The organism is Bradyrhizobium sp. BR 1432 (assembly GCF_051547705.1).
GTDB classification, from domain to species: Bacteria; Pseudomonadota; Alphaproteobacteria; order Rhizobiales; family Xanthobacteraceae; genus Bradyrhizobium; species Bradyrhizobium zhanjiangense.
Window position 1 is genome coordinate 5,347,171 of the sequence record NZ_JBPUGF010000003.1, and the last position, 25,144, is coordinate 5,372,314.

Genomic DNA, 25,144 nt, shown 5'->3' on the forward strand with positions numbered 1-25,144 from the left:
GCGGCCGATCCGTCAGACTTTTTCGACTTCGGGACGGCCGAGCAGGCCGGTCGGCATGAAGATCAGCACGACAATCAGGATCGAGAACGCCGCGACGTCCTTGTACTCGACCGAGAAATAGGCCGACCAGAACGTCTCGATCAGACCGATCGCAAGCCCGCCGAGCATGGCGCCCGGCAGCGAGCCGATGCCGCCGAGCACGGCTGCGGTGAAGGCCTTGATCCCGGCGACGAAGCCCATGAAGAAATCGACCAGGCCATAATAGAGCAGGTACATCAGGCCCGCGACCGCGGCGAGCGCGGCGCCGATCACGAAGGTCATGGAGATGGTGCGGTCGACGTTGACGCCGAGCAGCGCCGCCATGGTCTGGTCCTGTTCGCAGGCGCGCATGTCGCGCCCGAGCCGGGTGCGCGAGACCAGCCAGGTGAAGATCGCCAGCAGCACGATGGTGGTAATGACCACCATGATCTGGATGTTGGAAAGCTGGATCACGAAGCCGTCCGCGCTCTCATGCAGCGTGTAGCCGCCGGTGATGAAGGGCGGGATCGGCTTGACGCGGGCACCTTGCGCCACTTGCGAGTAGTTGGTCAGCACGAACGACATTCCGATCGCCGACAGCATCGGGGCGAGGCGGAAGGAATGGCGCAGCGGCCGGTAAGCGATACGCTCGATGGTCCAGCCATAGAGCGCGGTGATCGCCATCGAAACCAAGAGAACCACGAGCAGGATCACCGGGATTGCGGTGAGGCCGAACGAGATCAGGATCAGGAAGGTGATCAGCGCAATGAAGCCGCCGATCATGAAGATGTCACCATGGGCGAAGTTGATCATGCCGACGATGCCGTAGACCATCGTGTAGCCGATCGCGATCAGGCCGTAGATCGAGCCCAGGACGAGACCGTTGATGAGCTGCTGGGCGAAATAATCCATGCGCTGCCGTTTACCAAACCTGACGCGGCTCAAAGGGAGAGAGAGTTCTCAAGTTTCTTCTCGGGCCCCGGCAGCCCTTGAGCGTTCTTCCGGTTTTTGTAACAGGAGGGAACTGGCGGCTGCAACTGGCCAGATCTCGACATCAAGGCTTGTACAGAGGTCATTTTCGCCTTCGGTTCCCACGAACAGTGAGGAACCGGGTTCCTGGCCAACCAAAATGGAGGGCGGCCGTTGTCTCGCCTCTGTCGTCCAACAAGGGAGTTCCCCGAATGACGAAGCAGCAGAACCAGAATCCGGGTCAGCAAAGTCAGAACCCCGGCCAGCGCACCCCTCAGCAGCAGCAGGGCGGCGGGCAGAAACCCGGACAGCAACAGCAGGATCCGATGCGCCAGGGCGACCGGCCCGGTCAGCAACAGGGTCAGGACAAGTAAGTTTGGGAGCCCAGGCGTGAGAAGAGGGGCCCTGCCGTAAGGCGGGGCCTTTTTATTGGGGGCGCCCCGTTATTGGGGGCGCCCCGGTCCACCGGGCAGTTAAGGTAAACAAAGGGTTTAAATTGCCGCCACAGTCTGATGCGAGTTAGCTCCGGCAAAGCCGCTGCCTTCCGTTGAGGGCCTTCGGCAAACCAAGCGGGAAGCGGCATGTTCAGGAATTGGCGGATCGGCTCGGTCAACGGCGCGCTGCTGGCGGCCTATTTCATCCCGGCCTGGACCCTCGTCGCCTTCAGCATCATGGTGGCACCGGTGCACGGCCTCTATGAGCGGCCGAGCGTCGCGGTCGCGCTGTTCCTCAGCGACCATCTCGAGGTGACGGGGATGAGCACGGTGCGGGCCGCCTGGCTGCTGGCCCTGGGCCGGCTGACCGTCGTGGCGTTCTTCGTGATCTATCTCGCGCTGCTTTGTATCCCCCGCACGCGGAAGAATGGCGGCAGCGACGAGGCGCTCGGCATTGCCCTGGCGATCGGCAGCCTGATCTCGTTTGCCAGCATGGTGATGGCCTCGAAGGTCGGCGAGATGGCCGCGCTCCGGCTGCACGCCACCGAGCTCCTGCTTTTGCTCGGTGCCGCCATCGTGGTGGTGATCGAGAAGCCGGCGACGGCGCCAAAGACCGTCGAGACCGCCGCGCCGCTAAGTCTTGAGCAGGCCGAGCTCCTGCACAATCGCTGAGGCTTCCTTCACGGCGTGGTTCGCCGCCGGGACGCCGCAATAGATCGCCTGCTGCAGCAGGATCTCCTTGATGTCGTCGGGCGTGAAGCCGCCCTCGGCGAGCGCGGCGCGCACATGCAGGCGGAATTCGTCCCATTGCCCGAGCGCGACCATGGTGCCGATCACCAGCACCCGCCGCGTGCGCTCGTCGAAATGCGGCCGCGTCCAGATCTCGCCCCAGGCATAGCGGGTGATCAGGTCTTGGAAGTCGGTGTTGAACGCGTTGCGGCCCGCGATCGACTTGTCGACCCAGGCATTGCCCAGGACCTTTCGGCGTACGTTCATGCCGGCATCGCGGCGGTTCTGGTCGTCCATTGTGTTTCCTCCTTCGTCATTGCGAGCGTAGCGAAGCAATCCAGAAATGCGTCAGTCTGGATTGCTTCGTCGCTACGCTCCTCGCAATGACGCGTTGTGAGATCAGCGCTGCGTCAAGAACCCCACCACCGCGTCCGTAAACGCGTGCGGCTGTTCGACGTTGGAAATGTGGGCGGCGTCGATGATGGTCATGCTGGCGCCGGGAATGCTCGAGCGGATCAGTTCGGCTGCCGAGATCGGCGTCGCCATGTCGTGGCGGCCGGCGATCACCAGCGTCGGGCTCTTGATCTTGGGAAGCAGAGCGCGCTGGTCCAGCGTCGACAGCGCCTCGCAGCAGGCGAGATAGCCCTCGACGGGGGAGGCGAGCAGCATCGACTTCATTCTGGCGGTGATCTCGAGCTCGCGCTCGCGGAAGTCCTGGGTCAGCCAGCCCGCGATCACGGCATCCGCGACCGCCGCGATGCCGCCCTTCTTCACGGCGTCGATGCGCTCCAGCCATTTGGTCGGCTCGGCATAATAGCAGGAGGTGTTGGCGAGGACGATCTTGCCGAAGCGTTCCGGCGCGTTGGCGCCCAGCCATTGCCCGACCATGCCACCCATCGACAGGCCGCACCAATGCACCTTCTCGATGTTGAGATCGTCGAGGATCGCGAGCACGTCGCGGCCGAAGCGCTCCATCGTGTAGGGACCGGGCGGGACGTTCGACTTGCCGTGGCCGCGGCGGTCGTAACGGATGACGCGGAACACCTGCGTCAGCGCCTTCATCTGCGGCTCCCACATCTGCAGCGTGCAGCCGAGCGAGTTGGAGAGCATCAAGGTCGGTCCGCCGTCGCGGCCCTCGACGGAGACGTTGAGCAGGCATCCGTCGGCATCGATCATGGGCATGCGGCGTCTCCGTCGTATTTGGTCGTAATTGCGGTTCTTATTCGCGGTCGAGGCTGTCGAGCAGCCGGTCGATCAGGGCTTGGGAAGCTCCTTGATAGGCCATCGGATCGAACAATGCCGCAATTTTTTCCGGCGGCAGATGAGCAGTGACTAGCGAATCAGCCGACAGCACCTCGCGCAGATGCTTCTTCTCGGCGACCGCGCGCTTGCTGGCGGCCTCGACGAGATGATGCGCATCGCTCTTGCCGATCTTCTCTGCCAGCGCAAACGTGACCGCTTCCGCCATGATCAGGCCATGCGTCGCATCGAGATTGCTGCGCATGCGCGCGGCGTCCACGTCGAGGCCTTCGGCGATGTCGACGATGGCGGCAAGCGCCCCCGAGGTGACCAGCATCAATTGCGGCAGCGTCGGCCATTCCGCGTGCCAGGGGCCGGCACTGCGCTCATGATCCTGCACCTGCGCGGCAAAAATCGTCGCGGCGAGCTGCGGGGCCATGGTCGCAGCGCCGAGCGCGCTCCCGGCGGCAACCGGGTTACGCTTGTGCGGCATGGTCGAGGAGCCGCCGCGGCCTTCGCCGGCGGGCTCGAACGCTTCGGCGACGTCGGTCTGCATCAGCAGCGAGATGTCGCGCGCGATCTTGCCGCAGCTGCCGGCGAGAATTGCAAAGCAGGAGGCGGCTTCCGCGATGCGGTCGCGATGGGTGTGCCAGGGCGCCTCCGGCAGCGGCAGGTTCAGCTCCTGCGCCAGCCGTTCGGCGACCGCGAGTCCCTTATCGCCGAGGGCTGCGAGCGTGCCGGCGGCGCCGCCGAATTGCAGCGCGAGGCCCTCGCGGGAGAGCCGCCTGAGGCGGCAGCGGGCGCGGGCAAGGCTTGCAGCGTATTCGGCGGCCTTCAACCCGAACGGCATCGGCAGCGCGTGCTGGAGCCAGGTCCGCGCTACCATCGCGGTGGCGCGATGGGCTCGCGCCAGCGCGGCAAAACCCTTGATGGCGCGGCTGAGGTCGGCGTCCAGCGCATCGATGCCAGCGCGCAGCGTGAGCATGGTTGCGGTATCGATGACGTCCTGGCTGGTTGCGCCCCAATGCACGTAACGCGCGGCTTCCGCGTCGGCCTTGCCGACATTGGCGGTCAGCGCCTTGACCAGGGGAATCGCGAGATTGCCTGATCGCGTTGCCGCCTCGGCCAGGGCTGCCATATCAAAGGCATCAGCCTTGCAGGCAGACGCGATCGGCCCCAGCGCGGATGCGGGAATCACAGCTGTGGCAGCCTCGGCCTGTGCCAGGGCTGCCTCGAAATCGAGCATGTTCTGAAGGGTCGACCGGTCGTCGCAGACCGCGCGCATGGCTGCGCTCGACAGCATCGGCGCGAGCAGGGGGAGAGGGATGTGCTCATATTGTGCAGGACCTAACCACCATGACCCGCCTGTGCCAATCCCAAACCATCGGCGCAAGCTTTTTGCAGTTGCGAATATGCATTGCACGTGACCGGGGCCCGCCCTTTCCTTTACGGCCTCCGTGCGTTACTTGAACAGCATTATAGTTGTGCGATCCGGGAGGCACCCATGGCCATGACGATGAACGGCGAAGTCCAGCTTGCGGCGTCGCGCGAGGCCGTGTGGGACAAGCTCAACGATCCCGAGGTGCTGAAGGCCTGCATTCCCGGCTGCGAGGAGCTGGAGAAAACTGAAGACGGCGGCTTTCGCGCAACGGCGAAAATGAAGGTCGGTCCGGTGTCCGCGCGCTTCAGGGGCAAGGTCATGCTGTCCGATCTCGACCCGCCCAATGGCTACAAAATCTCCGGTGAGGGTGAGGGTGGGGTGGCCGGCTTCGCCAAGGGCGGCGCGGCCGTCAAGCTCGCGGAGAAGGACGGCGGCACGCTACTGTCCTACGACGTCGAGGCGCAGATCGGCGGCAAGTTGGCGCAGCTCGGCCAGCGCCTGATCAACGGCGCCGCCAAGAAGCTGGCCGACGAATTTTTCGCGAACTTCGCCAAGGCGGTACAGGGCTGAAGGCTATCGCCTTTCGGCATGGCGCCTTGCGTCCGGGGTGATGTTGCCCCGGGCATAATGGCCCATATGATGGGTTGGAATAATTATAAGAACCGCTTCGATGGGACCCGTCGGGGCGCTGATAGAGAGTGCTTATGGCAAAAATCTCCCTCATCGTGAACGGCAATCCAGTCACGGCCAACGTCGATCCCCGCACCCTCCTGGTGCAGTTCCTGCGCGAGAATCTGCGGCTGACCGGGACGCATGTCGGCTGCGACACCTCGCAGTGCGGCGCCTGCGTCGTGCATCTCGACGGCAAGGCCGTGAAGTCCTGCACCACACTGGCGGTGATGGCCGACGGCCACGAGGTCAAGACGATCGAGGGACTGGCCGCCGACGGTGCGCCGCTGCATCCGATGCAGGAGGCCTTCCGCGAGCATCATGGGCTCCAGTGCGGCTTCTGCACGCCCGGCATGATCATGACCGCGATCGACATTGTGCATCGCAAGGGCCATGAGCTCGACGACAACACCATCCGCGAAGAGCTGGAGGGCAATCTCTGCCGCTGCACCGGCTATCAGAACATCGTCGCCTCGATCTCCGCCGGCGCGAAGGCGATGGCGAAATCCGATCTCGCGTAAACCGCGCGCGCACTCCGCGATCAGGACACACCCATGTACGAATTCAAATATCATCGCCCTGGGACCGTTCGCCAGGCGGCCAACCTCCTGGTGAAGAACGAGGACGCCAAGGTGATCGCCGGCGGCCACACGCTGATTCCCGTCATGAAGCAGCGCCTCGCCAGCCCGCCGCATCTGGTCGACCTCTCTCACATCGAGGGGCTCGACACGATCGAGATGAAGGGCCGCTCGCTGGTGATCGGCGCCACCGCCAAGCATGCCGAGGTCGCGGCCTCCGCTGTCGTCGGCGAGGCGATCCCGGCGCTAGCGAACCTTGCCGGCGGAATCGGCGATCCCGCTGTGCGTCACAAGGGCACGATTGGCGGCTCGCTCGCCAACAATGATCCGACCGCGGATTATCCGGCCGCGGTGCTCGCGTTAGGGGCCACCATCGTCACCAACAAGCGCCGCCTCAAGGCCGAGGAGTATTTCCAGGGCCTGTTCTCGACGGCGCTGGAGGCCGACGAGATCATCACCAAGGTGATGTTTCCGCTGCCGAAGAAGGCGGCCTACATCAAATTCCGCAACCAGGCCTCGCGCTACGCGCTGGTCGGCGTGTTCGTGGCGCGGCGTCCGTCGGACGTGCGCGTCGCCGTCACCGGTGCGGGCTCCGAAGGCGTGTTCCGCGTCACCGCGTTCGAGGAGGCCTTGAAGAAACGCTTCTCGGCGAAGGCGCTTGACGGCATTGCGGTGCCGGCGGAAGGCCTCAACAGCGACATCCACGGCAGCGCCGAATACCGCGCGCATCTCATCGGCGTGCTGACGCGTCGCGCCGTCGATGCCGCCAATGCCAAGGAATGAGCTGACCTCATTCCTCGGCCGAATCTGTCCCCGGTGAGGGCGTAGCGAGACTGGCTTTTTCATGACTTCAGCGGCCAATTCTTCCGGTGCTTTGCCGGCATCGGTCGATGCGATGCTCGAACTCCTGACGTCGCGCGGCTACCTCGCCGAGCGAGCGCTGGCCACGGTGACCTATCTGTCGCTGCGCATGGGCCGGCCGCTGTTCCTGGAAGGCGAAGCCGGCGTCGGCAAGACCGAGATCGCAAAGGTGCTCTCGGCAGCGCTAGGGCGGAAGCTGATCCGCCTCCAGTGCTACGAGGGCCTCGACGTCTCCTCCGCGGTCTATGAGTGGAATAGCGCCGCGCAGATGATCGCGATCCGGATGGCGGAAGCCGCCGGCGACACCGATCGCGACCAGCTCTCGAGCGACATCTTCGCCGACCGCTACATGATCAAGCGGCCGCTGCTTCAGGCGCTGGAGCCCGACGTTGCCGGTCCCCCGGTGCTGCTGATCGACGAGCTCGACCGCGCCGACGAGGCGTTCGAGGCGTTCCTGCTCGAAATCCTCAGCGACTTCCAGGTGACGATCCCCGAATTCGGCACCGTGAAGGCGCCGCATCCGCCGATCGTCATCATCACCTCTAACCGCACCCGCGAGATCCACGACGCGCTGAAGCGGCGCTGTCTCTATCACTGGGTGGACTATCCCGCCGCCGAGCGCGAGCTCGCGATCGTCAAGACGCGCGTGCCCGGCATCTCGGCAAAACTCTCGCAGCAGGTCGTGCGCTTCGTGCAGGCGCTGCGCAACCAGGACTTCTACAAGTCGCCGGGTGTCGCCGAGACCATCGACTGGGCCACCGCTTTGTCGGAGCTCGACGCCCGCTCGCTGACCCCGCAAGTGGTCGGCGATACGCTAGGCGCACTGCTCAAATACCAGGACGACATTACGCGGATGCAGGGCGATGCCTTGCAGAAGGTACTGAAAGACGCGACGAGCGACAATTGACGCGCGTTAATTGAGTTCGTCATTCCGGGGCGCACGTAGCGCGAACTACGGTGCGCAATTGCGCACCTGAGAATCCGATCGTGCAGCGGCGATGGTGGAGGAATGGATTCCGGGTTCGGGACTGCGTCGCGCCCCGGAATGACGGCTGAGAGTGTAGATCGATGGCCATCAATCACCTTGCCCCGGAGCAAACCGAGCAGTTCGCCGACAACATCGTCGGCTTTGCCCGCGCGCTGCGTGCAGCTGGCATGCCGGTCGGACCGGGCGCCGCCATCGACGCCATGAGCGCGCTCCAGGTGATCGACATCGGCAGTCGCGCCGATGTCTTCACCACGCTTGAGGCGATCTTCGTCAAGCGCCACGAGCATGCGCTGATCTTCAAGCAGGCTTTCAACCTGTTCTTCCGCGCCTCGGAAGAATGGAAGCACATGCTGGATTCGGTGCCGCTGCCGGAGCAGGCTAGGAAGAAGCCGCAGGCAGGCTCCCGCCGCGTGCAGGAGGCGATGTCGCAGCCGCGCATGACGGAGACGCCGCAGCACCAGGAGCAGGATCTGCGCCTGTCGGTCTCCGACAAGGAGATCCTCCAGAAGAAGGACTTTGCGCAGATGAGCGCGGCCGAGATCGCCGAGGCGCTCCGCGCCGTCGAGCGGATGCACCTGCCGCAGGCCGAGCTCCTGACGCGCCGGCAACGACCCGATCCGCGCGGCCTTCGGCTCGACCTGCGCCGCACGCTGCGCGCATCTTTACGAACCGGCGGCGACATCATCGACATCCATCGCCTTGGGCGCATCGAGAAGCCCGCGCCAATCGTCGCGCTGCTCGATATCTCGGGCTCGATGAGCGAATATACCCGCCTATTCCTGCATTTCCTGCATGCCATCACCGATGCGCGCAAGCGCGTCTCGGTGTTCCTGTTCGGCACCCGGCTGACCAACGTCACCCGCGCCCTGCGCCAGCGCGACCCCGACGAGGCGCTGGCAAGCTGCTCGGCCTCGGTCGAGGACTGGGCCGGCGGTACGCGGATCTCGGCCTCGCTGCACAACTTCAACAAATTGTGGGCACGGCGCGTGCTGAGCCAGGGCGCCATCGTGCTGCTGATCTCCGACGGGCTGGAGCGGGAGGCGGATTCCAAGCTGGCCTTCGAGATGGACCGGCTGCACCGCTCCTGCCGGCGGCTGATCTGGCTGAACCCGCTGCTCCGGTTCAGCGGTTTCGAGGCCAAGGCGCAGGGCATCAAAATGATGCTGCCCCACGTTGACGAATTCCGCCCGGTACATAATTTGAGTTCGATCCAGGAGCTGATCACCACGCTCTCCCGGCCGCTGCCGCCGCATCACCGCAGCCTGATCCGCTCCGCAGCTTGAGAGGCTAGCCATGCTCGATCGCGACGAGGATATTCTGAAGGCGGCGGAGGACTGGCAAAAGGCCGGCCGTGGTGTTGCGCTCGCCACCGTGGTGGAGACCTGGGGCTCGGCGCCGCGCCCGGCGGGCTCGAGCCTCGTCATCAACGACGAGGGCACGTTCTTGGGCTCCGTCTCCGGCGGCTGCGTCGAGGGCGCCGTGGTCACCGAGGCCATGGACGTGATCGAGAGCGGCAAGCCCAAGATGCTGGAGTTTGGCGTTGCCGACGAGACCGCCTGGAATGTCGGGCTGTCCTGCGGCGGTACCATCCGCGTCTTCGTCGAGAAGGTGGGTTAGCCGTGAAGCTCGCGATCCTGCACGAACTCAACGCCGAGCGCGCCGCGCGCCGGCCGGTGATTCTGGTGACGGACACCGAGAGCGGCGAACAGCGCCTGGTGAAGGCGAATGACTTTGCCAAGGATCCGCTGCACGCAGAACTCGACAAGCAGCTTCGCATGGGCAAGAGCGCCAATGTCGAGGCTGGCGGCAAGAAGCTGTTCCTCAACGTCTATGCGCCGACCGCCAAGCTGGTCATCATCGGCGCGGTGCATATCAGCCAGGCCTTGGCGCCGCTGGCACGCTCGCTCGGCTACGACGTCACAGTCATCGATCCCCGTACGGCCTTTGCGAGCCCCGAGCGCTTCCCCGACATTCCGCTCGTCGCGGAATGGCCCGACGCGGCGCTGCCGCCGCTCAATGTCGATGCCTACACCGCCTTCGTCGCGGTGACGCACGATCCAAAGATCGACGATCCCGCGCTGCTGCACGCCTTCGAGCGCAACTGCTTCTACATCGGCGCGCTCGGCTCGCGGAAGACACACGCCAAGCGCGGCGACCGGCTGCGGGCGCAGGGCGCCAAGGAAAGCGACATCGCACGCATCCACGCGCCCATTGGCCTTGCGATCGGCGCGGTTTCTCCGTCCGAGATCGCGGTCGCGATCATGGCCGAGATCACGGCGGTGCTGCGGCTGCCTCCAAAACAAAAAGAAGAAGCGGCATGAAGTTCGGCCCGGCGAGCCCGAAGGATGCGATCGGCGGGGTGACCGTCCACACCCTGCGCCAGGGGCCGCTGGTGCTCAAGAAAGGCACGACGATCGGCCCCGCCGAGGTCGAGGCGCTGGAGCGCGCTGGGATCAAAGACATTGTGGTGGTGCGCATGGAGCCGGGTGACGTCTCCGAGGACGTTGCGGCAGCCAGCATCGCGCTTGCCGTCGGCGGCGAGGGCATCCATGTCGAGCGCGCCTTCACCGGCCGCGCCAACCTGTTTGCCGCGCGCGCAGGCGTTCTGGTGATCGACCGCGCCGCAGTTGATCGCATCAACAATGTCGACGAGGCCATCACCTTTGCCACGCTCGCCGCCTACAAGCCGGTGGTCGAGGGCGAGATGGTCGGCACCGTCAAGATCATCCCGTTCGGCGTCGACGAGAGTTTGCGCGATGCCGCGGTCAAGGCGGCCGGCAAGGATGTGCTCGAGAATCGCGCCTTACGTGATCCAGCGCGTCGGCGTGGTTTCGACGCTGCTGCCGGGCCTGTCATCCAAGGTGATCGACAAGACGCTGCGTGTTACCGCCGAGCGGCTCGCGCCGGCCGGCGCGAGCATCATCGCCGAGCGGCGGGTTCCGCATGAGGAGCAGGCGCTGTCGGCTGCGATCAAGGAGTTGCTGGGTCTTGGCGCCGAACTCGTGATCGTGTTCGGCGCATCCGCCATCGCCGACCGCCGCGACGTGATCCCGGCGGCCGTCACCGGCATCGGTGGTGAGATCGAGCATTTCGGCATGCCTGTCGATCCCGGCAATCTGCTGCTGATCGCCCGTGCCGGCGAGGTGCCGGTACTGGGTGCGCCGGGCTGCGCGCGCTCGCCGGTCGAGAACGGTTTTGACTGGGTGCTGATGCGGCTGCTCGCCGGCATCAAGGTGACGCGGTCCGAGCTGATGGGCATGGGCGTCGGCGGCCTCCTGATGGAGATCGTGACGCGGCCGCAGCCGCGCGCAAAACCCGAGACCGAGGGCAACAGCCAGGTCGCCGCCATCGTCCTGGCCGCCGGCCGCTCGACCCGGATGGGCGGACCGAACAAGCTACTTGCGGAGTTCAACGGCAAGAAGCTTGTGCGAATTGCCACCGAGCAGGCGTTGGCTTCCAGGGCATCCGAGGTGATCGTCGTCACCGGGCACCAGGCCGAGCTGGTCGAGCAGGCGCTGCAAGGCCTGAGGGTCAAATTCTGCCGCAACCCGGATTTCGCCGGCGGCATCGCAAGCTCGGTCAAGGCCGGCATCGCCGCCGTGCCCGAGACCTGCGACGGCGCCGTGGTGTGCCTCGGCGACATGCCGCTGATCGACGCCGGTCTGATCGACCGCCTCATTGACGGCTTTGCGCCCGACCGCGGCAACCTCATCGTCGTGCCCGTCAGCGAAGGCCGCCGTGGCAACCCCGTGCTGTGGTCGCGCCGCTTCTTCAAGGAGTTGTTGACCCTCGACGGCGATGTCGGCGCGCGGCATCTGATCGCCAAGCACACTGAAGCGGTGGCCGAAGTGCCCGTCGATGGCGAGAGCGCCTTCCTCGACATCGACACCCCGCAGGCGCTGGAAGCGGCAAGACGCGGATGATGCTGCCGTAGGGTGGGCAAAGGCGCGTAGCGCCGTGCCCACCATCTCTTCGTTGCGATCGACAGTTGGTGGGCACGCTGCGCTTTGCCCACCCTACGGCACCTTCCTACGGCATCTCTCACTCCCCGATTTCAACCACCCGTTCACCAAGTGGAAACGACCGCCGCTTAGAGTCCCCTCCACCTGCCTTGGGGGGAGGGGTTTTTCCATGGCTTCGAACGTCGTCGCGCGCCGTTGCGCGATGTTTTTCTTTGCGCTGTCGGTTTGTGTCTCCGGCGCCCGTTACATCACCGAAGCCCACGCAGCGGGCGCTATTGCGGTCGGCAAGTGCGGCGCGTATGGCCAGGCCTATGATTACGGCGCCGAGCACGAGGCGCGCGCCGCGGCACAGAAACAATGCAAGGGCGATTGCACGACCGTGACGATGAAGCGCGCCTGCGCTGCGATGTCGGTCGATCTCGCCAATCCCTGCGGCGCTTATGGCTTTGCCGTCAAGCCGAAGATTTCGGACTCGCTCAATGCCGCCACGCGCGAATGCTACAAATATGGCGGCAAGGAATGCGTGATCCGCGCCTGGGCCTGCGACGCCAAGGGTTGATCCTTCGAGCGCTGATTCCTCTTGCTGTCATTCCGGGGCGATGCAACGGTACCGCGCGGTGCGCGGACCTGAGCATCGAGCCCGGAATCGATTCCTCCCCGACTTTGGGACGCGATGGATTCTCGATGCGCAGCGCATCAGAGCCCGCGCCAAGTGGCGCGCCCGGAATGACATCTAGGAATACACATGCAGTTCGACACCAAGATCGCTGTCGTGATCCGCACCGATCTTCAGGCTTGGCAGAAGCTCAACGTCGCGTCTTTCCTGACGAGCGGCATTGCCGCGGCCTTTCCGGAATGCATCGGCGAAGCCTATGAGGACGCCTCGGGCACGAAATATCATGCGCTGATCGGCCAGCCGATCCTGATCTATGGCGCGGATGGTCCGGCATTATCGCGCGCGCTCGACCGGGCGCTGACGCGCAACGTCAAGCCGGCAGTCTATACCGAGGACATGTTCAAGACGACGCATGACGCCGCCAATCGCGAAGTGGTGAGGGCGGTGATGCGCAACGAGCTCAATCTCGTCGGCATCGCGATGCGCGCCGAGCGCAAGGTGATCGACAAGATTATCGACGGCCTCAAGTTCCATAGCTGAGGCCGCAGGCGTGTCATGTCGTGCCGTCATCGGGATGTCGTGATGGCGATCGGGTTGCGCAAAGTTTGTGCTGTTTGACGCCCATCAAAGGAGGACCTCTCGGTATCGCTAGTCTGTGTCTGTAATGCAAAGGAGCAGACCGATGCCGACCATGAAAGCCGCAATTGTCAGACAATTCGGCAAGCCGCTGGTGATCGAGGACGTGCCGGTGCCGCAGCCCGGTCCGGGAGAGGTTCTGGTCAAGGTGAAGGCCTGTGGCGTCTGTCACACCGATCTGCACGCCGCGTCCGGCGACTGGCCGGTGAAGCCGGTGCCGCCCTTCATTCCCGGCCATGAAGCAGCCGGCATCGTCGCCGCGGTCGGGTCCGGCGTGAAGAATTTGAAGGTCGGCGATGCCGTGGGCGTGGCCTGGCTGCACGATGCATGCATGTCATGCGAATATTGCGAGACCGGCTGGGAGACGCTGTGCGAGCACCAGCACAACACCGGCTACAGCGTGAACGGCGGCTTCGCCGAATATGTTATCGCCTCGGCCGCCTTCGCCGCAAAGCTGCCGGCGAGCGTCGATTTCGCCGCCATTGCGCCGATCCTCTGCGCCGGTGTCACCACCTACAAGGGATTGAAGGAGACCGAGGCGCGACCCGGCGAGTGGGTCGTGATCTCAGGCGTCGGCGGGCTCGGCCATGTCGCAATTCAGTACGCCAAGGCGATGGGGCTCAAGGTCGCGGCGGTCGATATCGCCCAGGACAAGCTCGCGCTCGCACGTGAGGCCGGCGCCGATCTCGCGGTCAACGCACTCGCCGCAGGGGCCGTGGACAATGTTCTTGCGGCAACCGGAGGCGGGGCGCACGGCGTGCTGGTGACGGCGGTGTCGACTGCTGCGTTCGCCCAGGCACTGAAGATGGTGCGCCGCAAAGGCACCGTCAGCCTCGTCGGCCTGCCGCCGGGCGAATTCCCGACGCCGATCTTCGATGTCGTGCTCAAGCGCATCACCGTGCGTGGCTCGATCGTCGGCACACGGCGCGATCTCGATGAAGCCATCGCGTTTGCCGCGGATGGCAAGGTCAAGGCCGAGGTGACGAAGGTGCCGCTCACGCAAATCAACGACGTCTTCGACCGCATGAAGGCCGGCAAGATCGACGGTCGCATGGTGCTGGATTTTGGCTAAAGCTTGATCCGGAAAAGTGCGAAGCGGTTTTCCGAAAAGATCATGCTCAAACAATAACCTAAAGCGCGATGACGATTCATCCCAATCTCATCGCGCTGTAGCACCTCACCCTGGCGGCATGCCTTCGAACTTTATCAGGCTGGCGTCGAGGCGATCCCAGTCATAGCCGCGCGCGGCGAAAGTGACCGCCTGCGGCTTGTAGCGGGCGGGCTCGTCGAAGGTTGCGGCGCGGATCGTGAAGACGCCGGGCTGTGCCGCGAAGGTCATGTACACAGGCACGCCGCATTGTGTGCAAAAGCCGCGCGTCTTCACGTTGCCGCTGTCGGCGACCATATCCCAATGCTTCGCTTCGCCGGTCAGCGTGACGCCGGCGCGCGCGAACGTCGCGTACGAGCCATGGCCGCTGCCGCTTTCCCGCTGGCAGTCCCGGCATTGACAGTGGTTGCTGAACAGCGGCTCACCGGCAATCGAATAGCGGATCGCGCCACAGGCGCAGCCGCCGGAATAGGGCTTGTCCATCGCGATATCTCCTCACTTCTCGCCGCTGATCTCATCGAGCTGTCTGACGACCTTCTTCCAGCCGCCGCTCATCACGTTGTAGGCCGACTCGTTCCTGGGCATCACGAAGCCCGCATGGACCAGGCGGATCCGCGTGCCGGCTTCGACCGGGGTGAGGGACCACGTCACGACGGTGTCGAGCGGCGCGCCATAACCGGTGTTGCGTTCATCGCCGCCTTTCCAGGCGTAGACGAGGCGCCTGTTGGCCACGACCTCGAGAACCCGGCAATGAATGACGCCGTCCCAGGCGCCGCCCGGGGTGGTTTGGAATGTGAAGGTGTTGCCTTCAATCGCTTCGAAGCCGGTCGGCTGCATCAGCCAGCGCGCGATCAACTGGGCGCTGGTCAGCGCCTTCCAGATCGTCTCCGGCGCATGAGGGAGCACTTCGTCAATGACGATGTCCCTGATGTTGTCTTGGGTCTCGGCTTTCAACTCGGCTGCACTCACGGTTCGATCTCCTTCAAGAGGTCACGCAGGTTCTGGAAGCGCTCGCGCCAGAACACGCCGTAATGGTCCATCCAGGTGACCAGCGGCTCGAGGCCTTGCGGCGCGGCGCGGTAGTAGACATTGCGGCCCTCGGCGCGCTCGGCGACGAGGCCCGCTTGCTTGAGGGATTTCAGGTGCTGCGAGATCGCGCCCTGGGTCACGCCGCTGCCGCGTGTCAGGTCGGCGACGCTGATTTCCCTGCTGTCGAAGACGCGTTCGAACACGGCGCGGCGCGTTGGGTCGGCGAGGGCGCGCATCACGGCGGTTACGGGGTTGGGGGTGACTTCCATCATGAGAAACACATTAGCATGTGCTAATTCATTAGTAAACACTAATTCGTCGTGCATTCCTTCTTTAAATTGACAATGACTGACTGGTCAGTCATAAATGGCAAATGACGAAGAAGCCCGCCAGAACAGCGATTGCATCCGTGGCCCGAACCGGGAGCCACGCACACGAAGCCGGAGCAGAAGCCGAGGCCCGCGTTTCAAATCGCGCCGCCCGGGCCGCGGAGCGGCGTGCGGCGATCGTGGAAGCGGCGATGGAGGAGTTCATCGCGCGCGGCTTTGCCGCCACGCGGCTCGACGACATCGCCAAGCGCGCCGGCGTCGCCAAGGGCACGATCTACCTGCACTTCAAGGACAAGGAATCGATGTTCGAGGAGCTGGTGCGCATTGTCATCGTGCCGGTGGTCACGCGCCTCACGGCGCTGCCGCCGCCGGTGGGCTCGGTGCGCGACCTGATAGAGGCCTTCGCCGGCAACTTCCTGAAGGAGGTCATCGGCACCAGGCGCGGCGACCTCGTCCGCCTGATCGTGGCGGAGGGGCCGCGCTTTCCGTCCGTTGCCGACTTCTACTACCGCGAAGTGGTCTCGCGCGGGATTGCCGCCATGCGCGCGCTGATCGAACTCGGCATCGCCCGCGGCGAGATTCGAGAGAAGGACCTCGCGCGCTATCCACAGATCCTGGTCGCGCCCGCGATGATCGCGGTGATCTGGCAGAGCCTTTTTGTGCGGCATGCGCCGCTCGACGCGCAGGACATGCTGCGCGTTCATCTCGATTTGATTTTTGGCGAACGGAGGACGACATGAGGTCGTCACGAGCGATTTTTAGATTTGCATTGGCCGTCGTGCTCGCAACCGCGCTTGCAGCCTGCAACGAGAAGCGCGATCCCGGCTTCCAGGGCTGGGTCGAGGCCGACATGATCTTCGTCAGCCCGGACGAAGCCGGCCGGGTGACCAAGCTCAATGTCCGCGAGGGGGACGAAGTCAAGGTCGGCGATCATCTCTATTCCGTCGATGACGATCTTCAGCTTGCCGATCTCAACCAGAACAAGGCGACGCTGGCGAATGCGCAGCAGACCTATGATCGCGCGGCTTCGCTGAACAAGACCGGCTCGGGCACGCAGGCCAATCTGGACTCCGCCGTGTCCGCCCTGCGCGTCGCGCAAGCGCGGGTGGCGACGTCGGAGACGCGAATGGCGCGGCGCAAGGGCTTTGCGCCGGTCGCCGGCACCATCCAGCAGATCTATTTCCGGGAGGGCGAGATGGTGGCGGCGCAGCGCCCGGTGCTCTCGATCATGCCGCCCGGCAATATGAAGCTGCGCTTTTTTGTGCCTGAGGCCGAGCTGCCGAAGCTCGCCATCGGCGATACGGTGCGGATCGCCTGCGATAATTGCGCGGCCGATCTCACCGCAAAGATCTATTTCATCGCGACCTCGGCCGAATACACCCCGCCCGTCATCTACAGCCTCGATGAGCGCAACAAGCTCGTCTACCTGATCCAGGCGCGGCCCTCGCGCCCCGACGCCTTGCGCGTCGGACAGCCGATCGACGTCTACCTCAATCCGAAGACACCGGTGGCGGACAAGCGATGAGCGGCGGCAACGGCATCGCGATCGACGTCAAGGGCCTGACCAAGTCGTTTGGGGGCCGCGAGGTCGTGCACGATCTGTCGATGCAGGTGAAGCGCGGCTCGATCTACGGCTTCCTCGGGCCGAACGGCTCGGGCAAGACCACGACCATCCGCATCCTCTGCGGCCTGCTCACGCCCGACAGCGGCGAGGGCACCTGCCTCGGATACGACATCCGCCGCGATGCCGAAAAGATCAAGCGCCAGGTCGGCTACATGACCCAGCGCTTCAGCCTGTACCAGGACCTCTCGGTGCGTGAGAACCTCGAATTCGTCGCGCGGCTTTATGGCCTCATTGACGCGCGTGGCGCTGCGCGCGACATGATCAAACGGCTCGGGCTCTCCGGCCGTGAGGAGCAGCTCGCGGGCGAGCTCTCCGGCGGCTGGAAGCAGCGCCTGGCGCTCGGGGCCTGCACGCTGCCCAATCCGCAACTCCTGCCGCTCGACGAGCCGACCGCCGGCGTCGATCCCAAGGCGCGCCGCGACTTCTGGAACGAGATCCACGCGCTCGCCGCCGACGGCCTCACCGTGCTGGTTTCGACTCACTACATGGATGAGGCCGAGCGCTGTCACGAGATCGCCTACATCGCCTATGGCCATCTCCTGACGCATGGCACGGTGGAGCAGGTGATCGCCAAATCCGCGCTCACCACCTACACTGTCACAGGTGAAGATCTGAATGGGCTCGCGGCCGAGCTCACCGGCAAGCCCGGCATCGACATGGTGGCGCCATTCGGCACCTCGCTGCACGTTTCGGGGCGCGACGTCGCCGCGCTCGAAGCCAGCATCGGGCCGTGGCGCGAGAAGAGCGGCCTGGACTGGCAAAAGTCGTCGCCATCGCTCGAAGACGTGTTCATCGAGCTGATGAGCCACTCCAAGGACAATTTCCAGTAAGGACAATGTCCAATGAGCGCTGTCGATCATCCCGCGCCACAGCACGAAATCCGGGAGCGCTTCGGCTTCTGGAGACGCTCCTATGCGATGCTGATCAAGGAGTTCATCCAACTGAGGCGAGATCGCGTGTCCTTCGCGATGATCGTGATGCTACCGGTGATGCAGCTCATGCTGTTCGGCTACGCCATCAACACCACGCCCCACAATCTGCCGAGCGCGGTGCTGCTCCAGGAGGATTCCGATCTCGCCCGCTCGATCCTGAAGGCGCTGGAGAACACCGCCTATTTCCGCTTCCTCTATGAAGTGCACGACGTCGAAGATTTCGACAATCTGCTGAAATCGGGCAAGGTGCTGTTCGGCGTCGAGATCCCGCGCGGCTTCGAGCGAGCGGTGCGGCGCGGCGACAAGCCGGCACTGCTGGTCGCGGCCGACGCCACAGATCCCGTTGCGGCGAGCTCGGCGATCGGTTCGCTCGGCATGGTGGTGCAGACCGCGCTCAAGCACGATCTCTACATCGGCGATCCCCCGGAGATGCCGTTCGAGATCCGCGCGCATGCCCGTTACAATCCGGCCGCGGCCTCCAGCCTCAACATCGTGCCGGGCCTGGTCGGCACCATCCTCACCATGACCATGCTGATCTTCACCGCGCTCTCGGTCACGCGCGAGGTCGAGCGCGGCACCATGGAGAGCCTGTTGTCGATGCCGATCAAGCCGGTCGAGGTGATGTTCGGCAAGATCGTGCCTTACGTGCTGGTCGGCTTCGTGCAGGCCTTCCTCATCATCGGCATCGGCGTCGGCCTGTTCGGCGTGCCTGTGCTCGGCAATCTGTTCCTGCTGGCGCTGCTCTCGACGCTGTTCATCACGACCAATCTGTCGATCGGCTACACCATCTCGACGCTGGTGCAGAACCAGCTCCAGGCCATGCAGATGTCGATGATGTTCTTCCTGCCCAGCATCCTGCTCTCCGGCTTCATGTTCCCGTTCGCGGGCATGCCGGCCTGGGCGCAATATGTCGGCGAGGCCCTGCCGCTGACCCATTACCTGCGCATCGTCCGCGCCATCATGCTGAAGGGCGCGACCATGCAGAACCTGCGCTTCGACACGCTGGCGCTGGCGGCCCTGATGCTGCTCGCCATGACCATCGCCGTGACGCGCTTCCGCCGCACGCTGGATTGAGGCACAATGCCCCCGGAATCGAGGGCTGAAATGGTCAGGTTTGCAAGCAGGAAAGCCCGGCAGCATGCCGTGCTATCGGAGGATTTCGAGCGCGAGCTGACGCGGGAGGTGCTCCGCACCGAGCTGTTGCGGGTGCGCGCGCTGATCATGACGGGTTGCGTCATGATGTTGTTCCTCACCACAATCTACCTGATCGATCCTGCTGTCGTGAACCGGGTCTGGCGCGGAACGGAAGGACTCATCGAGATCTATGGCCTTCTGGTCGGCTTCATCCTGTTCGAGGTCTGGGTTCACACCCAGATCAGGAAGAACCTCCGCCTTGATCGCGACCTGCCGGTGATCCGGCGCTATCTCGGCACGCTGATCGAGACGTCGCTGCCTACGGTGATCCTCATCCTTCAGATCCGGACCATGGGCGCGAGCCAGGCGCTCGGTTTCGCCGTGCCGCTGATGTACTTCATCTTCGTCATTCTCTCGACCCTGCGGCTCGATTTCTGGCTCTCAACCTTCACGGGTTTCGTGGCTGCAGCCGGGCTTCTAGCAATCGCGCTATATTACAATTCGGCGAGCGAGGCCGACGAACCCCTGATTTATTTCCACGCCGTGCGGAGCATCATCATCCTGATCTGCGGCGTGCTGGCGGGCGCCGTCGGCGCGCAGCTGCGGCGGCAATTTGCCGCGAGCATTGCGGCGACCACCGCGCGGGACCGGGTGACGAATCTGTTCGGCCAGCACGTCTCGCCGCAGGTGGTGGAGCGGCTGATGGCGGCGGGAACGACTGCAAGCGGCGACCTCCGCCGCGTCGCGGTGATGTTCGTCGATTTCCGCGGCTTCACGGCCGGTGCGCAGTCGCGCACGCCTCAGGAGGTGGTCGACCGGCTCGACGGCGCCTTCGCCGTTTTGGTCGATATCCTCGACCGCCACGGCGGCATCGTGAACAAATTTTTGGGCGACGGATTTCTCGCGCTGTTCGGCGCGCCATTGGAGGCCTCCGACGCCGCGCACCGCGCGGTCGCTGCCGGCCGCGAGATGCTGACGGCGATGGACCGCATCAACGCGCAGACGAGCTGGCCGCTGCGGATCGGCATCGGCATCCATTTCGGTGAGGTCGTCGCCGGCAACATCGGCTCGCCCCGGCGCAAGGAATACACGGTTATCGGCGACACCGTGAACTTCGCCTCGCGCCTGGAGGCGCTGAACAAGGAGCTCGGCTCCCAGCTCCTGATCTCCGAGTCCGTGCGTGAGGCGCTGGGAGACGACGGCAGCGATGCCGTCGCGCGCGGCGAGGTCGAGGTGCGCGGCTATGAGCGGCCGGTCGCGGTGTTTCAATTGGGGTGAGCGCTGTCTAGATCGGGGCGTAGGCAAGGCGCGCCCGCAACGTCGCTTCCGCGAATGCTCCGATTGCTCCGAATTTTGGGGCATGACGGGCGATGTCGCCGGCCTGTAGACTTGCCGGCGATGCGGCCGGTTGCGGCCGCGACTTGCATGGGGAAGTGAAAGATGCAGCGTCGCTACATCACCGTCGATGTGTTCACCGATCGCGCCTTCGGCGGCAACCAGCTCGCCGTGGTGCTCGATGCTGGCGGGCTGTCCACTCGGCAGATGCAGTCGATCGCGACCGAGTTCAACTATTCCGAGACGACCTTTGTGCTGCCGCCGCGTGACAAGGCGAATGATGCCGAGGTGCGCATCTTCACCCCGGTCAGGGAGATGCCCTTCGCGGGTCATCCGAATGTCGGCACGGCTTTCGTGCTGGCGACGATCGCCAAGGAGCCGAAGCCGCGCCTGCTGTTCGAAGAGAAGGCCGGGCTCGTGCCGGTCGACATCCGGCGGGAGCAGGGCCGGGTGGTGAGCACCGAGCTCACCGCGCCGCAGCCGCTGGCGCGGTTGTCGCAACTGTCTGCCGCGGATGCCGCGAGCTGCATCTCGCTCAGCGCGGAGGATATCAAGCTCGACCGTCACGCGCCGCAGGTCGTCGGTGTTGGAACGCCATTTTTGGTGATCGAGCTGCATTCGCGCGATGCGCTCAAGCGGGCGAGGTCCGACGCGGCGGCCTTCGGCAGGATATTTCCGCGCGACGGCGCAGTCTCCGCCTGGTTCTATACGCGCGATGTGCCCGCGGTGGAGGCGCCCTGCGAGCTTCAAGCGCGGATGTTCATGCGCGGTGCCGGCGGTCTCGCCGAGGACCCTGCCACCGGCAGCGCCACGGTCGCGGCCGCCGCGCTGTTCGCCGATCTTGACCCCGCGCGCGACGGCGAATTGAAGCTCACGGTCGGCCAGGGCTTTGACATGGGCCGGCCAGCCTGCTGCTGACGCGGGTGCGCAAGCAGGACGGCAAGATCATCTCGGCCCATGTCGGCGGCAGCTGCGTGCAGATGATGGAAGGGACGTTTCGGTTGGCGGGAGAGGGCTAGGGTGCTCTCAGCTCGTCATTCCGGGGCAGCGCGAAGCGCTGAGCCCGGAATCGATTCATCCACCAACTCCTTGGCTTAATGGATCTCGAGTTCCCGCTGCGCGCGCCCCGCAATGACGGTGTGGCTACACCTGCCGCCCCGCCAAATTCTTCACCGCCACGCCATCGCGCTCCTCGATGATCTCCGCGATCATCTGGCGGTGGCAGTGGGTGTGGTCGCGCTCGTAGCAGAGCAGGCACACGGGGCCGGCCTTCTTCACCAGCGCCGAGAGCTCGTCCATCTCTTCTCGCGCCTGCGGCGTCTTCAGGTGCTTTGAATAGATTTTTTCCAGCACGTCGTATTGGCCGCTGCGGGCGGCGAGGCGGCCTTCCTTCGGCGTGCCGAGCGCGGCGAGATGGATATAGGCGATACCGCGTTCGTCGAGTCCCGCGGAGAGCTGCTTCTTGGAGAAGCCCGGCCGTCGCGAGGATGTCACCGCGCGCACGTCGACCACGAGCTTGACGCCGGCCTGTTCCAGTTCGTCCAGCACGGCCTTGGGCGGCGTCTGCTCATAACCGATGGTGAAGAGCTTCTTCGCCTTTGCCATGGGAGACCTCAGCTTACCCGCGCGATCAGTTCCATGGCGCCGTGCGGCGCGCGCACCTTGCCCTCGTGGATGACGTAGGCGAACACGTCGCGCGGCTCCTTCGTCGGCTTGGCTTTGTCGACTTTCGGGAGGTCGTCGGGTTCGCTTCCCGACGCCCAGGCCTGAAAGCGCTCGGCCCAGGCATCGAGCTGCTTCGGCGGATAGCAGGTCTTGATCTCGTCATTGCCCTTCTGAAGCCGTGCATAGACGAAATCGCCGGCGACGTCGGCAATCGCCGGATATTTGCCGTGCTCGGCGAACACCACCGGCGTCTCGAATTCGCGGATCAACGCGACGAAGTCAGGCGTGCAGAAGCTGTCATGGCGCACCTCCACGACATGGCGCAGCGCGCGCCTCTCGAGCTTGCGCGGCAGCAGCTCCAAAAACTTGCCGAAATCGGCGCCGTCGAATTTTTTGGTCGGCGCGAACTGCCAGAGCACAGGCCCGAGATGGTCGCCGAGCTCCAGCACGCCGGAATCGTAGAACCGCTTGATGGAATCGCCGGCCTCGGCGAGCACACGGCGGTTGGTGGCGAAGCGTGGGCCCTTTACCGAGAACACGAATCCCTCGGGCACTTCGCTTGCCCATTTACGAAAGCTCTCCGGCTTCTGTGAGCCGTAATAGGTGCCGTTGATCTCGATCGAGGTCAGCTTCGAGGCGGCGTAGGACAACTCCTTGGCCTGCGTCAGCTTCTCCGGATAGAACACGCCGCGCCAGGGCTCGAAGGTCCAGCCGCCGATGCCGATGAAGATGTTGCCGGATTTTTTGGACGCGGTTTTTGCTTTGGCCACGGAAGGATCTCGCATCGACGGGGAGGGACCTCATCCTAATCAAACCAGTTGTGATTGGCCAGTTGGCCCGTCCCGTCTAAGCTCGCGACCCGCGAAGAAGGAGAACAAGAATGCGGATGCTGTTGCTGGGAGCCGCGCTCGTCATGATGACATCTGCCGCCATGGCGGATGACGACGACGCGAAAAGCGCACAGAAGCTCGCCCAGCAGGGCCGCGACGATTACTGGCACTGCCTGGCGCGGGAATATTCCCGCGATTTAAATCAGGGCCTGTCGGAACAGGATTTTGGCCGTTCGGTCGCGGGCGCCTGTCCGTCGGAGCGGCAATATTACCGGGTGGTGCTGCTCGACGATCTCACCACGCAATATCCCAACATCGATTCCGGTGCCCATCTCGCCACCGCGAACAGGGCGGTGGAGTTGGCGCAGAAGGACATCGTGACGGCCTTCGTCAAGCACCGGCCGCCGCAGAAATAGCTCCATTGGCCGCTGCGGCCCGGCGGCCCTTCCGGCTGCGCGCTCATCCATGGTATCACTGGGCGCATCTGGAACAGGGATGGGTCCATGTCGTCTGAGTCGGTGGGGGGCATTCTGGGCGCGATCGTCGCGGCGATCGTGCTTGCGGTCGCCGTCGTGTTCGGACCGATTGGCCAGTACGGCAAGCCGGCGAAAGTCGAGCAGGCCCCTTCTGCGGCACCCGCAGCCCCGGCCGCTCCGGCGCCGCGAGGGCCGGTGATTTGGGAAGTACCCAACCAATAGGGCGCCAAAATCGGGTTTTGGTCCTCTTGCGAAGCGGATTCGTCGTTCCGATCGTAGCTTTCAACGGTGACGTTGAGCGAAAACTCCGTCGCTGGGACGACCTTGGAATAGCTTGGGCCTGCGCCGGATGTACGCGCGGTCCGCCGTTCCGGGGTCGTTGGCATTTTAGGGCCTCTTTTGGGCCGTTCCCCTTGGAAAACCCCGGCTTGGCAGCGCATGACGCGGCGGATATACGCTGCCGTCATGAATGAAGTGATCAGACCGGGCGTCGACAACCTGCCGCAGGCTCAAGAAGGGCCGGAACTGTCGGTCATTGTCCCGACCTTCAACGAGCGCGACAACGTCACGGTGCTGTACCGGCGGCTGGAGGCGACACTCACCAACGTCGCCTGGGAGGTCGTGTTCGTCGACGACAATTCGCCCGACGGCACCTGGGACGTCGTGCGCGCGCTGGCGCAGCGCGACAGCCGCGTGCGCTGCGTCCGCCGCATCGGCCGCCGCGGCCTGTCGGGAGCCTGTATCGAGGGCATCCTCGCCTCGAGCGCACCCTTTGTGGCCGTGATCGACGCCGACCTCCAGCACGACGAGACGCAACTGCCGAAGATGCTGTTGCTGCTCGCGAGCGACGAGGCCGACCTCGTGGTCGGCAGCCGCTACATCGAGGGCTACAAGAGCGAAGGCTTCAACAAGCAGCGCGCCGGCGCCAGTGCGCTCGCGACCGAGGTCGCCAGGAAGATGCTGCGGGTCGAGATCGCCGATCCCATGAGCGGCTTCTTCATGATTCGCCGCGATCGGTTCGAGCAGCTCGCGCCAAAGCTTTCGGTGCACGGTTTCAAGATCCTGCTCGACCTCGTCGCGACCGCGCATGGCGGCTTGCGGGCGGTCGAGATTCCCTACACCTTCGGCGCCCGGCAGCACGGCGAGAGCAAGCTCGATTCCATGGTCGCGCTGGACTTCCTCGGCCTCGTCCTGGCCAAGCTGAGCAACGACATCGTCTCGCTGCGCTTCATCCTGTTCGCGATGGTCGGTGGCATCGGCCTCGTGGTGCATTTGACCACGCTGTTCATCGCGCTTCAGCTGTTCAAGGTGCCCTTTCCGGAGGCGCAGGCCGCCGGCGCTATCGTCGCCATGACCAGCAATTTCATCCTCAACAACTTCCTCACCTATCGCGACCAGCGGCTGAAGGGTCTTGCGCTGCTGCGCGGTCTGATCGCCTTCTACATCGTGTGTAGCGTTGGCCTGCTTGCCAATGTCGGCGTCGCCTTCTCGGTCTACGACCAGGAGCCGATCTGGTGGCTGGCCGGCATGGCCGGCGCGCTGATGGGCGTGGTGTGGAATTACGCGATGTCCGGACTGTTTGTCTGGCGCAAGAAATAGCGC

29 protein-coding genes and 2 pseudogenes are annotated in these 25,144 nt (G+C 64.5%); 22 read left to right on the forward strand and 9 right to left on the reverse strand.

Annotation, left to right across the window (positions count from 1 at the left end; all coding sequences use genetic code 11):
• Window positions 1-12: 12 nt before the first annotated feature.
• Entirely contained in the window at window positions 13-930 is a 918-nt protein-coding gene (locus tag ACSKB8_RS25640) for an ABC transporter permease subunit (RefSeq protein ID WP_091888955.1), read from the reverse strand.
• Window positions 931-1,199: 269 nt separating this feature from the next.
• Between ACSKB8_RS25640 and ACSKB8_RS25645 the strand changes: the two genes are divergently transcribed.
• Both ACSKB8_RS25645 and ACSKB8_RS25650 read left to right on the forward strand, forming a co-directional pair.
• On the forward strand, window positions 1,200-1,361 hold the full coding sequence (locus ACSKB8_RS25645) for a hypothetical protein (RefSeq protein ID WP_164934786.1): 162 nt from the start codon (window positions 1,200-1,202) through the stop codon (window positions 1,359-1,361).
• Between the two features lie 207 nt (window positions 1,362-1,568).
• On the forward strand, window positions 1,569-2,093 hold the full coding sequence (locus tag ACSKB8_RS25650; protein ID WP_370988932.1) for a hypothetical protein: 525 nt from the start codon (window positions 1,569-1,571) through the stop codon (window positions 2,091-2,093).
• On the opposite strand, the gene ACSKB8_RS25655 is transcribed toward ACSKB8_RS25650, so the two are convergent.
• The 3 genes from ACSKB8_RS25655 to ACSKB8_RS25665 all read right to left on the reverse strand — a co-directional run bounded on the left by ACSKB8_RS25655 (window position 2,055) and on the right by ACSKB8_RS25665 (window position 4,692).
• A complete protein-coding gene (locus tag ACSKB8_RS25655; RefSeq protein WP_091888951.1) occupies window positions 2,055-2,447 on the reverse strand; it encodes a carboxymuconolactone decarboxylase family protein in 393 nt (130 codons plus the stop codon). The two genes, ACSKB8_RS25650 and ACSKB8_RS25655, sit on opposite strands and share 39 nt — an antisense overlap.
• 102 nt (window positions 2,448-2,549) lie before the next feature.
• On the reverse strand, window positions 2,550-3,332 hold the full coding sequence (pcaD, locus tag ACSKB8_RS25660) for a 3-oxoadipate enol-lactonase (protein ID WP_438107244.1): 783 nt from the start codon (window positions 3,330-3,332) through the stop codon (window positions 2,550-2,552).
• Window positions 3,333-3,369: 37 nt separating this feature from the next.
• Window positions 3,370-4,692 carry a 3-carboxy-cis,cis-muconate cycloisomerase gene (locus tag ACSKB8_RS25665; RefSeq protein WP_438107246.1) on the reverse strand — a complete coding sequence of 441 codons (1,323 nt, stop codon included), beginning with the start codon at window positions 4,690-4,692 and terminating at the stop codon, window positions 3,370-3,372.
• A gap of 201 nt (window positions 4,693-4,893) precedes the next feature.
• Here ACSKB8_RS25665 and ACSKB8_RS25670 point away from each other — a divergent pair, with 201 nt between their 5' ends.
• From ACSKB8_RS25670 to adhP, 11 genes and pseudogenes are all read left to right on the forward strand, one after another.
• A complete protein-coding gene (locus ACSKB8_RS25670; RefSeq protein ID WP_091888945.1) occupies window positions 4,894-5,340 on the forward strand; it encodes an SRPBCC family protein in 447 nt (148 codons plus the stop codon).
• 134 nt (window positions 5,341-5,474) lie between these two features.
• Window positions 5,475-5,960 carry a (2Fe-2S)-binding protein gene (locus ACSKB8_RS25675; RefSeq protein WP_091888943.1) on the forward strand — a complete coding sequence of 162 codons (486 nt, stop codon included), beginning with the start codon at window positions 5,475-5,477 and terminating at the stop codon, window positions 5,958-5,960.
• A 33-nt stretch (window positions 5,961-5,993) separates the two neighbouring features.
• Entirely contained in the window at window positions 5,994-6,800 is an 807-nt protein-coding gene (locus ACSKB8_RS25680) for an FAD binding domain-containing protein (protein WP_130218699.1), read from the forward strand.
• A 61-nt stretch (window positions 6,801-6,861) separates the two neighbouring features.
• Window positions 6,862-7,785, forward strand: coding sequence for an AAA family ATPase (locus ACSKB8_RS25685; RefSeq protein ID WP_438107249.1), 924 nt, complete (start codon window positions 6,862-6,864; stop codon window positions 7,783-7,785).
• Window positions 7,786-7,946: 161 nt separating this feature from the next.
• Entirely contained in the window at window positions 7,947-9,149 is a 1,203-nt protein-coding gene (locus ACSKB8_RS25690) for a vWA domain-containing protein (protein ID WP_091888937.1), read from the forward strand.
• A gap of 10 nt (window positions 9,150-9,159) precedes the next feature.
• Complete coding sequence (locus ACSKB8_RS25695; RefSeq protein ID WP_008564652.1) at window positions 9,160-9,483, forward strand: XdhC family protein; 324 nt, start codon at window positions 9,160-9,162, stop codon at window positions 9,481-9,483.
• Window positions 9,484-9,485: 2 nt separating this feature from the next.
• On the forward strand, window positions 9,486-10,187 hold the full coding sequence (locus ACSKB8_RS25700) for an XdhC family protein (protein WP_438107252.1): 702 nt from the start codon (window positions 9,486-9,488) through the stop codon (window positions 10,185-10,187).
• A pseudogene (locus ACSKB8_RS25705) lies at window positions 10,184-11,789 on the forward strand (NTP transferase domain-containing protein). Before ACSKB8_RS25700 ends, ACSKB8_RS25705 begins: the two are co-directional and overlap by 4 nt.
• Before the next feature lie 208 nt (window positions 11,790-11,997).
• Entirely contained in the window at window positions 11,998-12,387 is a 390-nt protein-coding gene (locus ACSKB8_RS25710) for a DUF4189 domain-containing protein (RefSeq protein WP_091888931.1), read from the forward strand.
• Between the two features lie 186 nt (window positions 12,388-12,573).
• Window positions 12,574-12,984 (forward strand): DUF2000 family protein, encoded by a 411-nt coding sequence (locus ACSKB8_RS25715; RefSeq protein WP_438107254.1) that lies wholly within the window; start codon window positions 12,574-12,576, stop codon window positions 12,982-12,984.
• Window positions 12,985-13,126: 142 nt separating this feature from the next.
• The gene (gene adhP / locus ACSKB8_RS25720) at window positions 13,127-14,152 is read left to right on the forward strand and encodes an alcohol dehydrogenase AdhP (protein WP_438107256.1); all 1,026 of its coding nucleotides are present in this window, start codon (window positions 13,127-13,129) and stop codon (window positions 14,150-14,152) included.
• Between the two features lie 105 nt (window positions 14,153-14,257).
• Here the strand turns inward: adhP and ACSKB8_RS25725 are convergent, their stop codons facing one another.
• From ACSKB8_RS25725 to ACSKB8_RS25735, 3 genes are read right to left on the reverse strand one after another with little or no spacing between them, the layout of a single operon-like run.
• The gene (locus ACSKB8_RS25725) at window positions 14,258-14,671 is read right to left on the reverse strand and encodes a GFA family protein (RefSeq protein ID WP_438107257.1); all 414 of its coding nucleotides are present in this window, start codon (window positions 14,669-14,671) and stop codon (window positions 14,258-14,260) included.
• Between the two features lie 12 nt (window positions 14,672-14,683).
• Window positions 14,684-15,157: an SRPBCC family protein gene (locus ACSKB8_RS25730; protein WP_091888923.1), complete on the reverse strand. Its 474-nt coding sequence runs from the start codon at window positions 15,155-15,157 to the stop codon at window positions 14,684-14,686.
• A complete protein-coding gene (locus ACSKB8_RS25735; protein WP_438107259.1) occupies window positions 15,154-15,489 on the reverse strand; it encodes an ArsR/SmtB family transcription factor in 336 nt (111 codons plus the stop codon). The genes ACSKB8_RS25730 and ACSKB8_RS25735 overlap by 4 nt, the downstream gene beginning before the upstream one ends.
• A gap of 101 nt (window positions 15,490-15,590) precedes the next feature.
• Here ACSKB8_RS25735 and ACSKB8_RS25740 point away from each other — a divergent pair, with 101 nt between their 5' ends.
• The 6 genes and pseudogenes from ACSKB8_RS25740 to ACSKB8_RS25765 all read left to right on the forward strand — a co-directional run bounded on the left by ACSKB8_RS25740 (window position 15,591) and on the right by ACSKB8_RS25765 (window position 21,590).
• A complete protein-coding gene (locus tag ACSKB8_RS25740) occupies window positions 15,591-16,286 on the forward strand; it encodes a TetR/AcrR family transcriptional regulator (RefSeq protein WP_438107261.1) in 696 nt (231 codons plus the stop codon).
• Window positions 16,283-17,071 carry an HlyD family secretion protein gene (locus ACSKB8_RS25745; RefSeq protein WP_438107262.1) on the forward strand — a complete coding sequence of 263 codons (789 nt, stop codon included), beginning with the start codon at window positions 16,283-16,285 and terminating at the stop codon, window positions 17,069-17,071. The genes ACSKB8_RS25740 and ACSKB8_RS25745 overlap by 4 nt, the downstream gene beginning before the upstream one ends.
• A complete protein-coding gene (locus ACSKB8_RS25750) occupies window positions 17,068-18,000 on the forward strand; it encodes an ABC transporter ATP-binding protein (RefSeq protein ID WP_438107264.1) in 933 nt (310 codons plus the stop codon). Before ACSKB8_RS25745 ends, ACSKB8_RS25750 begins: the two co-directional genes overlap by 4 nt.
• 12 nt (window positions 18,001-18,012) lie before the next feature.
• Complete coding sequence (locus ACSKB8_RS25755; protein WP_128946572.1) at window positions 18,013-19,176, forward strand: ABC transporter permease; 1,164 nt, start codon at window positions 18,013-18,015, stop codon at window positions 19,174-19,176.
• A gap of 30 nt (window positions 19,177-19,206) precedes the next feature.
• On the forward strand, window positions 19,207-20,514 hold the full coding sequence (locus ACSKB8_RS25760; protein WP_438107266.1) for an adenylate/guanylate cyclase domain-containing protein: 1,308 nt from the start codon (window positions 19,207-19,209) through the stop codon (window positions 20,512-20,514).
• Window positions 20,515-20,676: 162 nt separating this feature from the next.
• Window positions 20,677-21,590 (forward strand): annotated as a pseudogene (locus ACSKB8_RS25765) (PhzF family phenazine biosynthesis protein).
• 124 nt (window positions 21,591-21,714) lie between these two features.
• Here ACSKB8_RS25765 and ACSKB8_RS25770 read toward each other — a convergent pair.
• Together ACSKB8_RS25770 and ACSKB8_RS25775 are read right to left on the reverse strand one after the other, a co-directional pair.
• Window positions 21,715-22,176 (reverse strand): DUF488 domain-containing protein, encoded by a 462-nt coding sequence (locus tag ACSKB8_RS25770; RefSeq protein ID WP_370988948.1) that lies wholly within the window; start codon window positions 22,174-22,176, stop codon window positions 21,715-21,717.
• 8 nt (window positions 22,177-22,184) lie between these two features.
• On the reverse strand, window positions 22,185-23,021 hold the full coding sequence (locus ACSKB8_RS25775; RefSeq protein WP_438107268.1) for a DUF72 domain-containing protein: 837 nt from the start codon (window positions 23,019-23,021) through the stop codon (window positions 22,185-22,187).
• 95 nt (window positions 23,022-23,116) lie between these two features.
• Here ACSKB8_RS25775 and ACSKB8_RS25780 point away from each other — a divergent pair, with 95 nt between their 5' ends.
• From ACSKB8_RS25780 to ACSKB8_RS25790, 3 genes are all read left to right on the forward strand, one after another.
• Complete coding sequence (locus ACSKB8_RS25780) at window positions 23,117-23,482, forward strand: hypothetical protein (protein ID WP_438107270.1); 366 nt, start codon at window positions 23,117-23,119, stop codon at window positions 23,480-23,482.
• Between the two features lie 87 nt (window positions 23,483-23,569).
• Window positions 23,570-23,764, forward strand: a complete 195-nt coding sequence (locus tag ACSKB8_RS25785; protein WP_438107272.1) for a hypothetical protein — start codon at window positions 23,570-23,572, stop codon at window positions 23,762-23,764.
• A 243-nt stretch (window positions 23,765-24,007) separates the two neighbouring features.
• Window positions 24,008-25,141 (forward strand): glycosyltransferase family 2 protein, encoded by a 1,134-nt coding sequence (locus tag ACSKB8_RS25790; protein ID WP_091889161.1) that lies wholly within the window; start codon window positions 24,008-24,010, stop codon window positions 25,139-25,141.
• The last annotated feature ends 3 nt before the right edge of the window (window positions 25,142-25,144 follow it).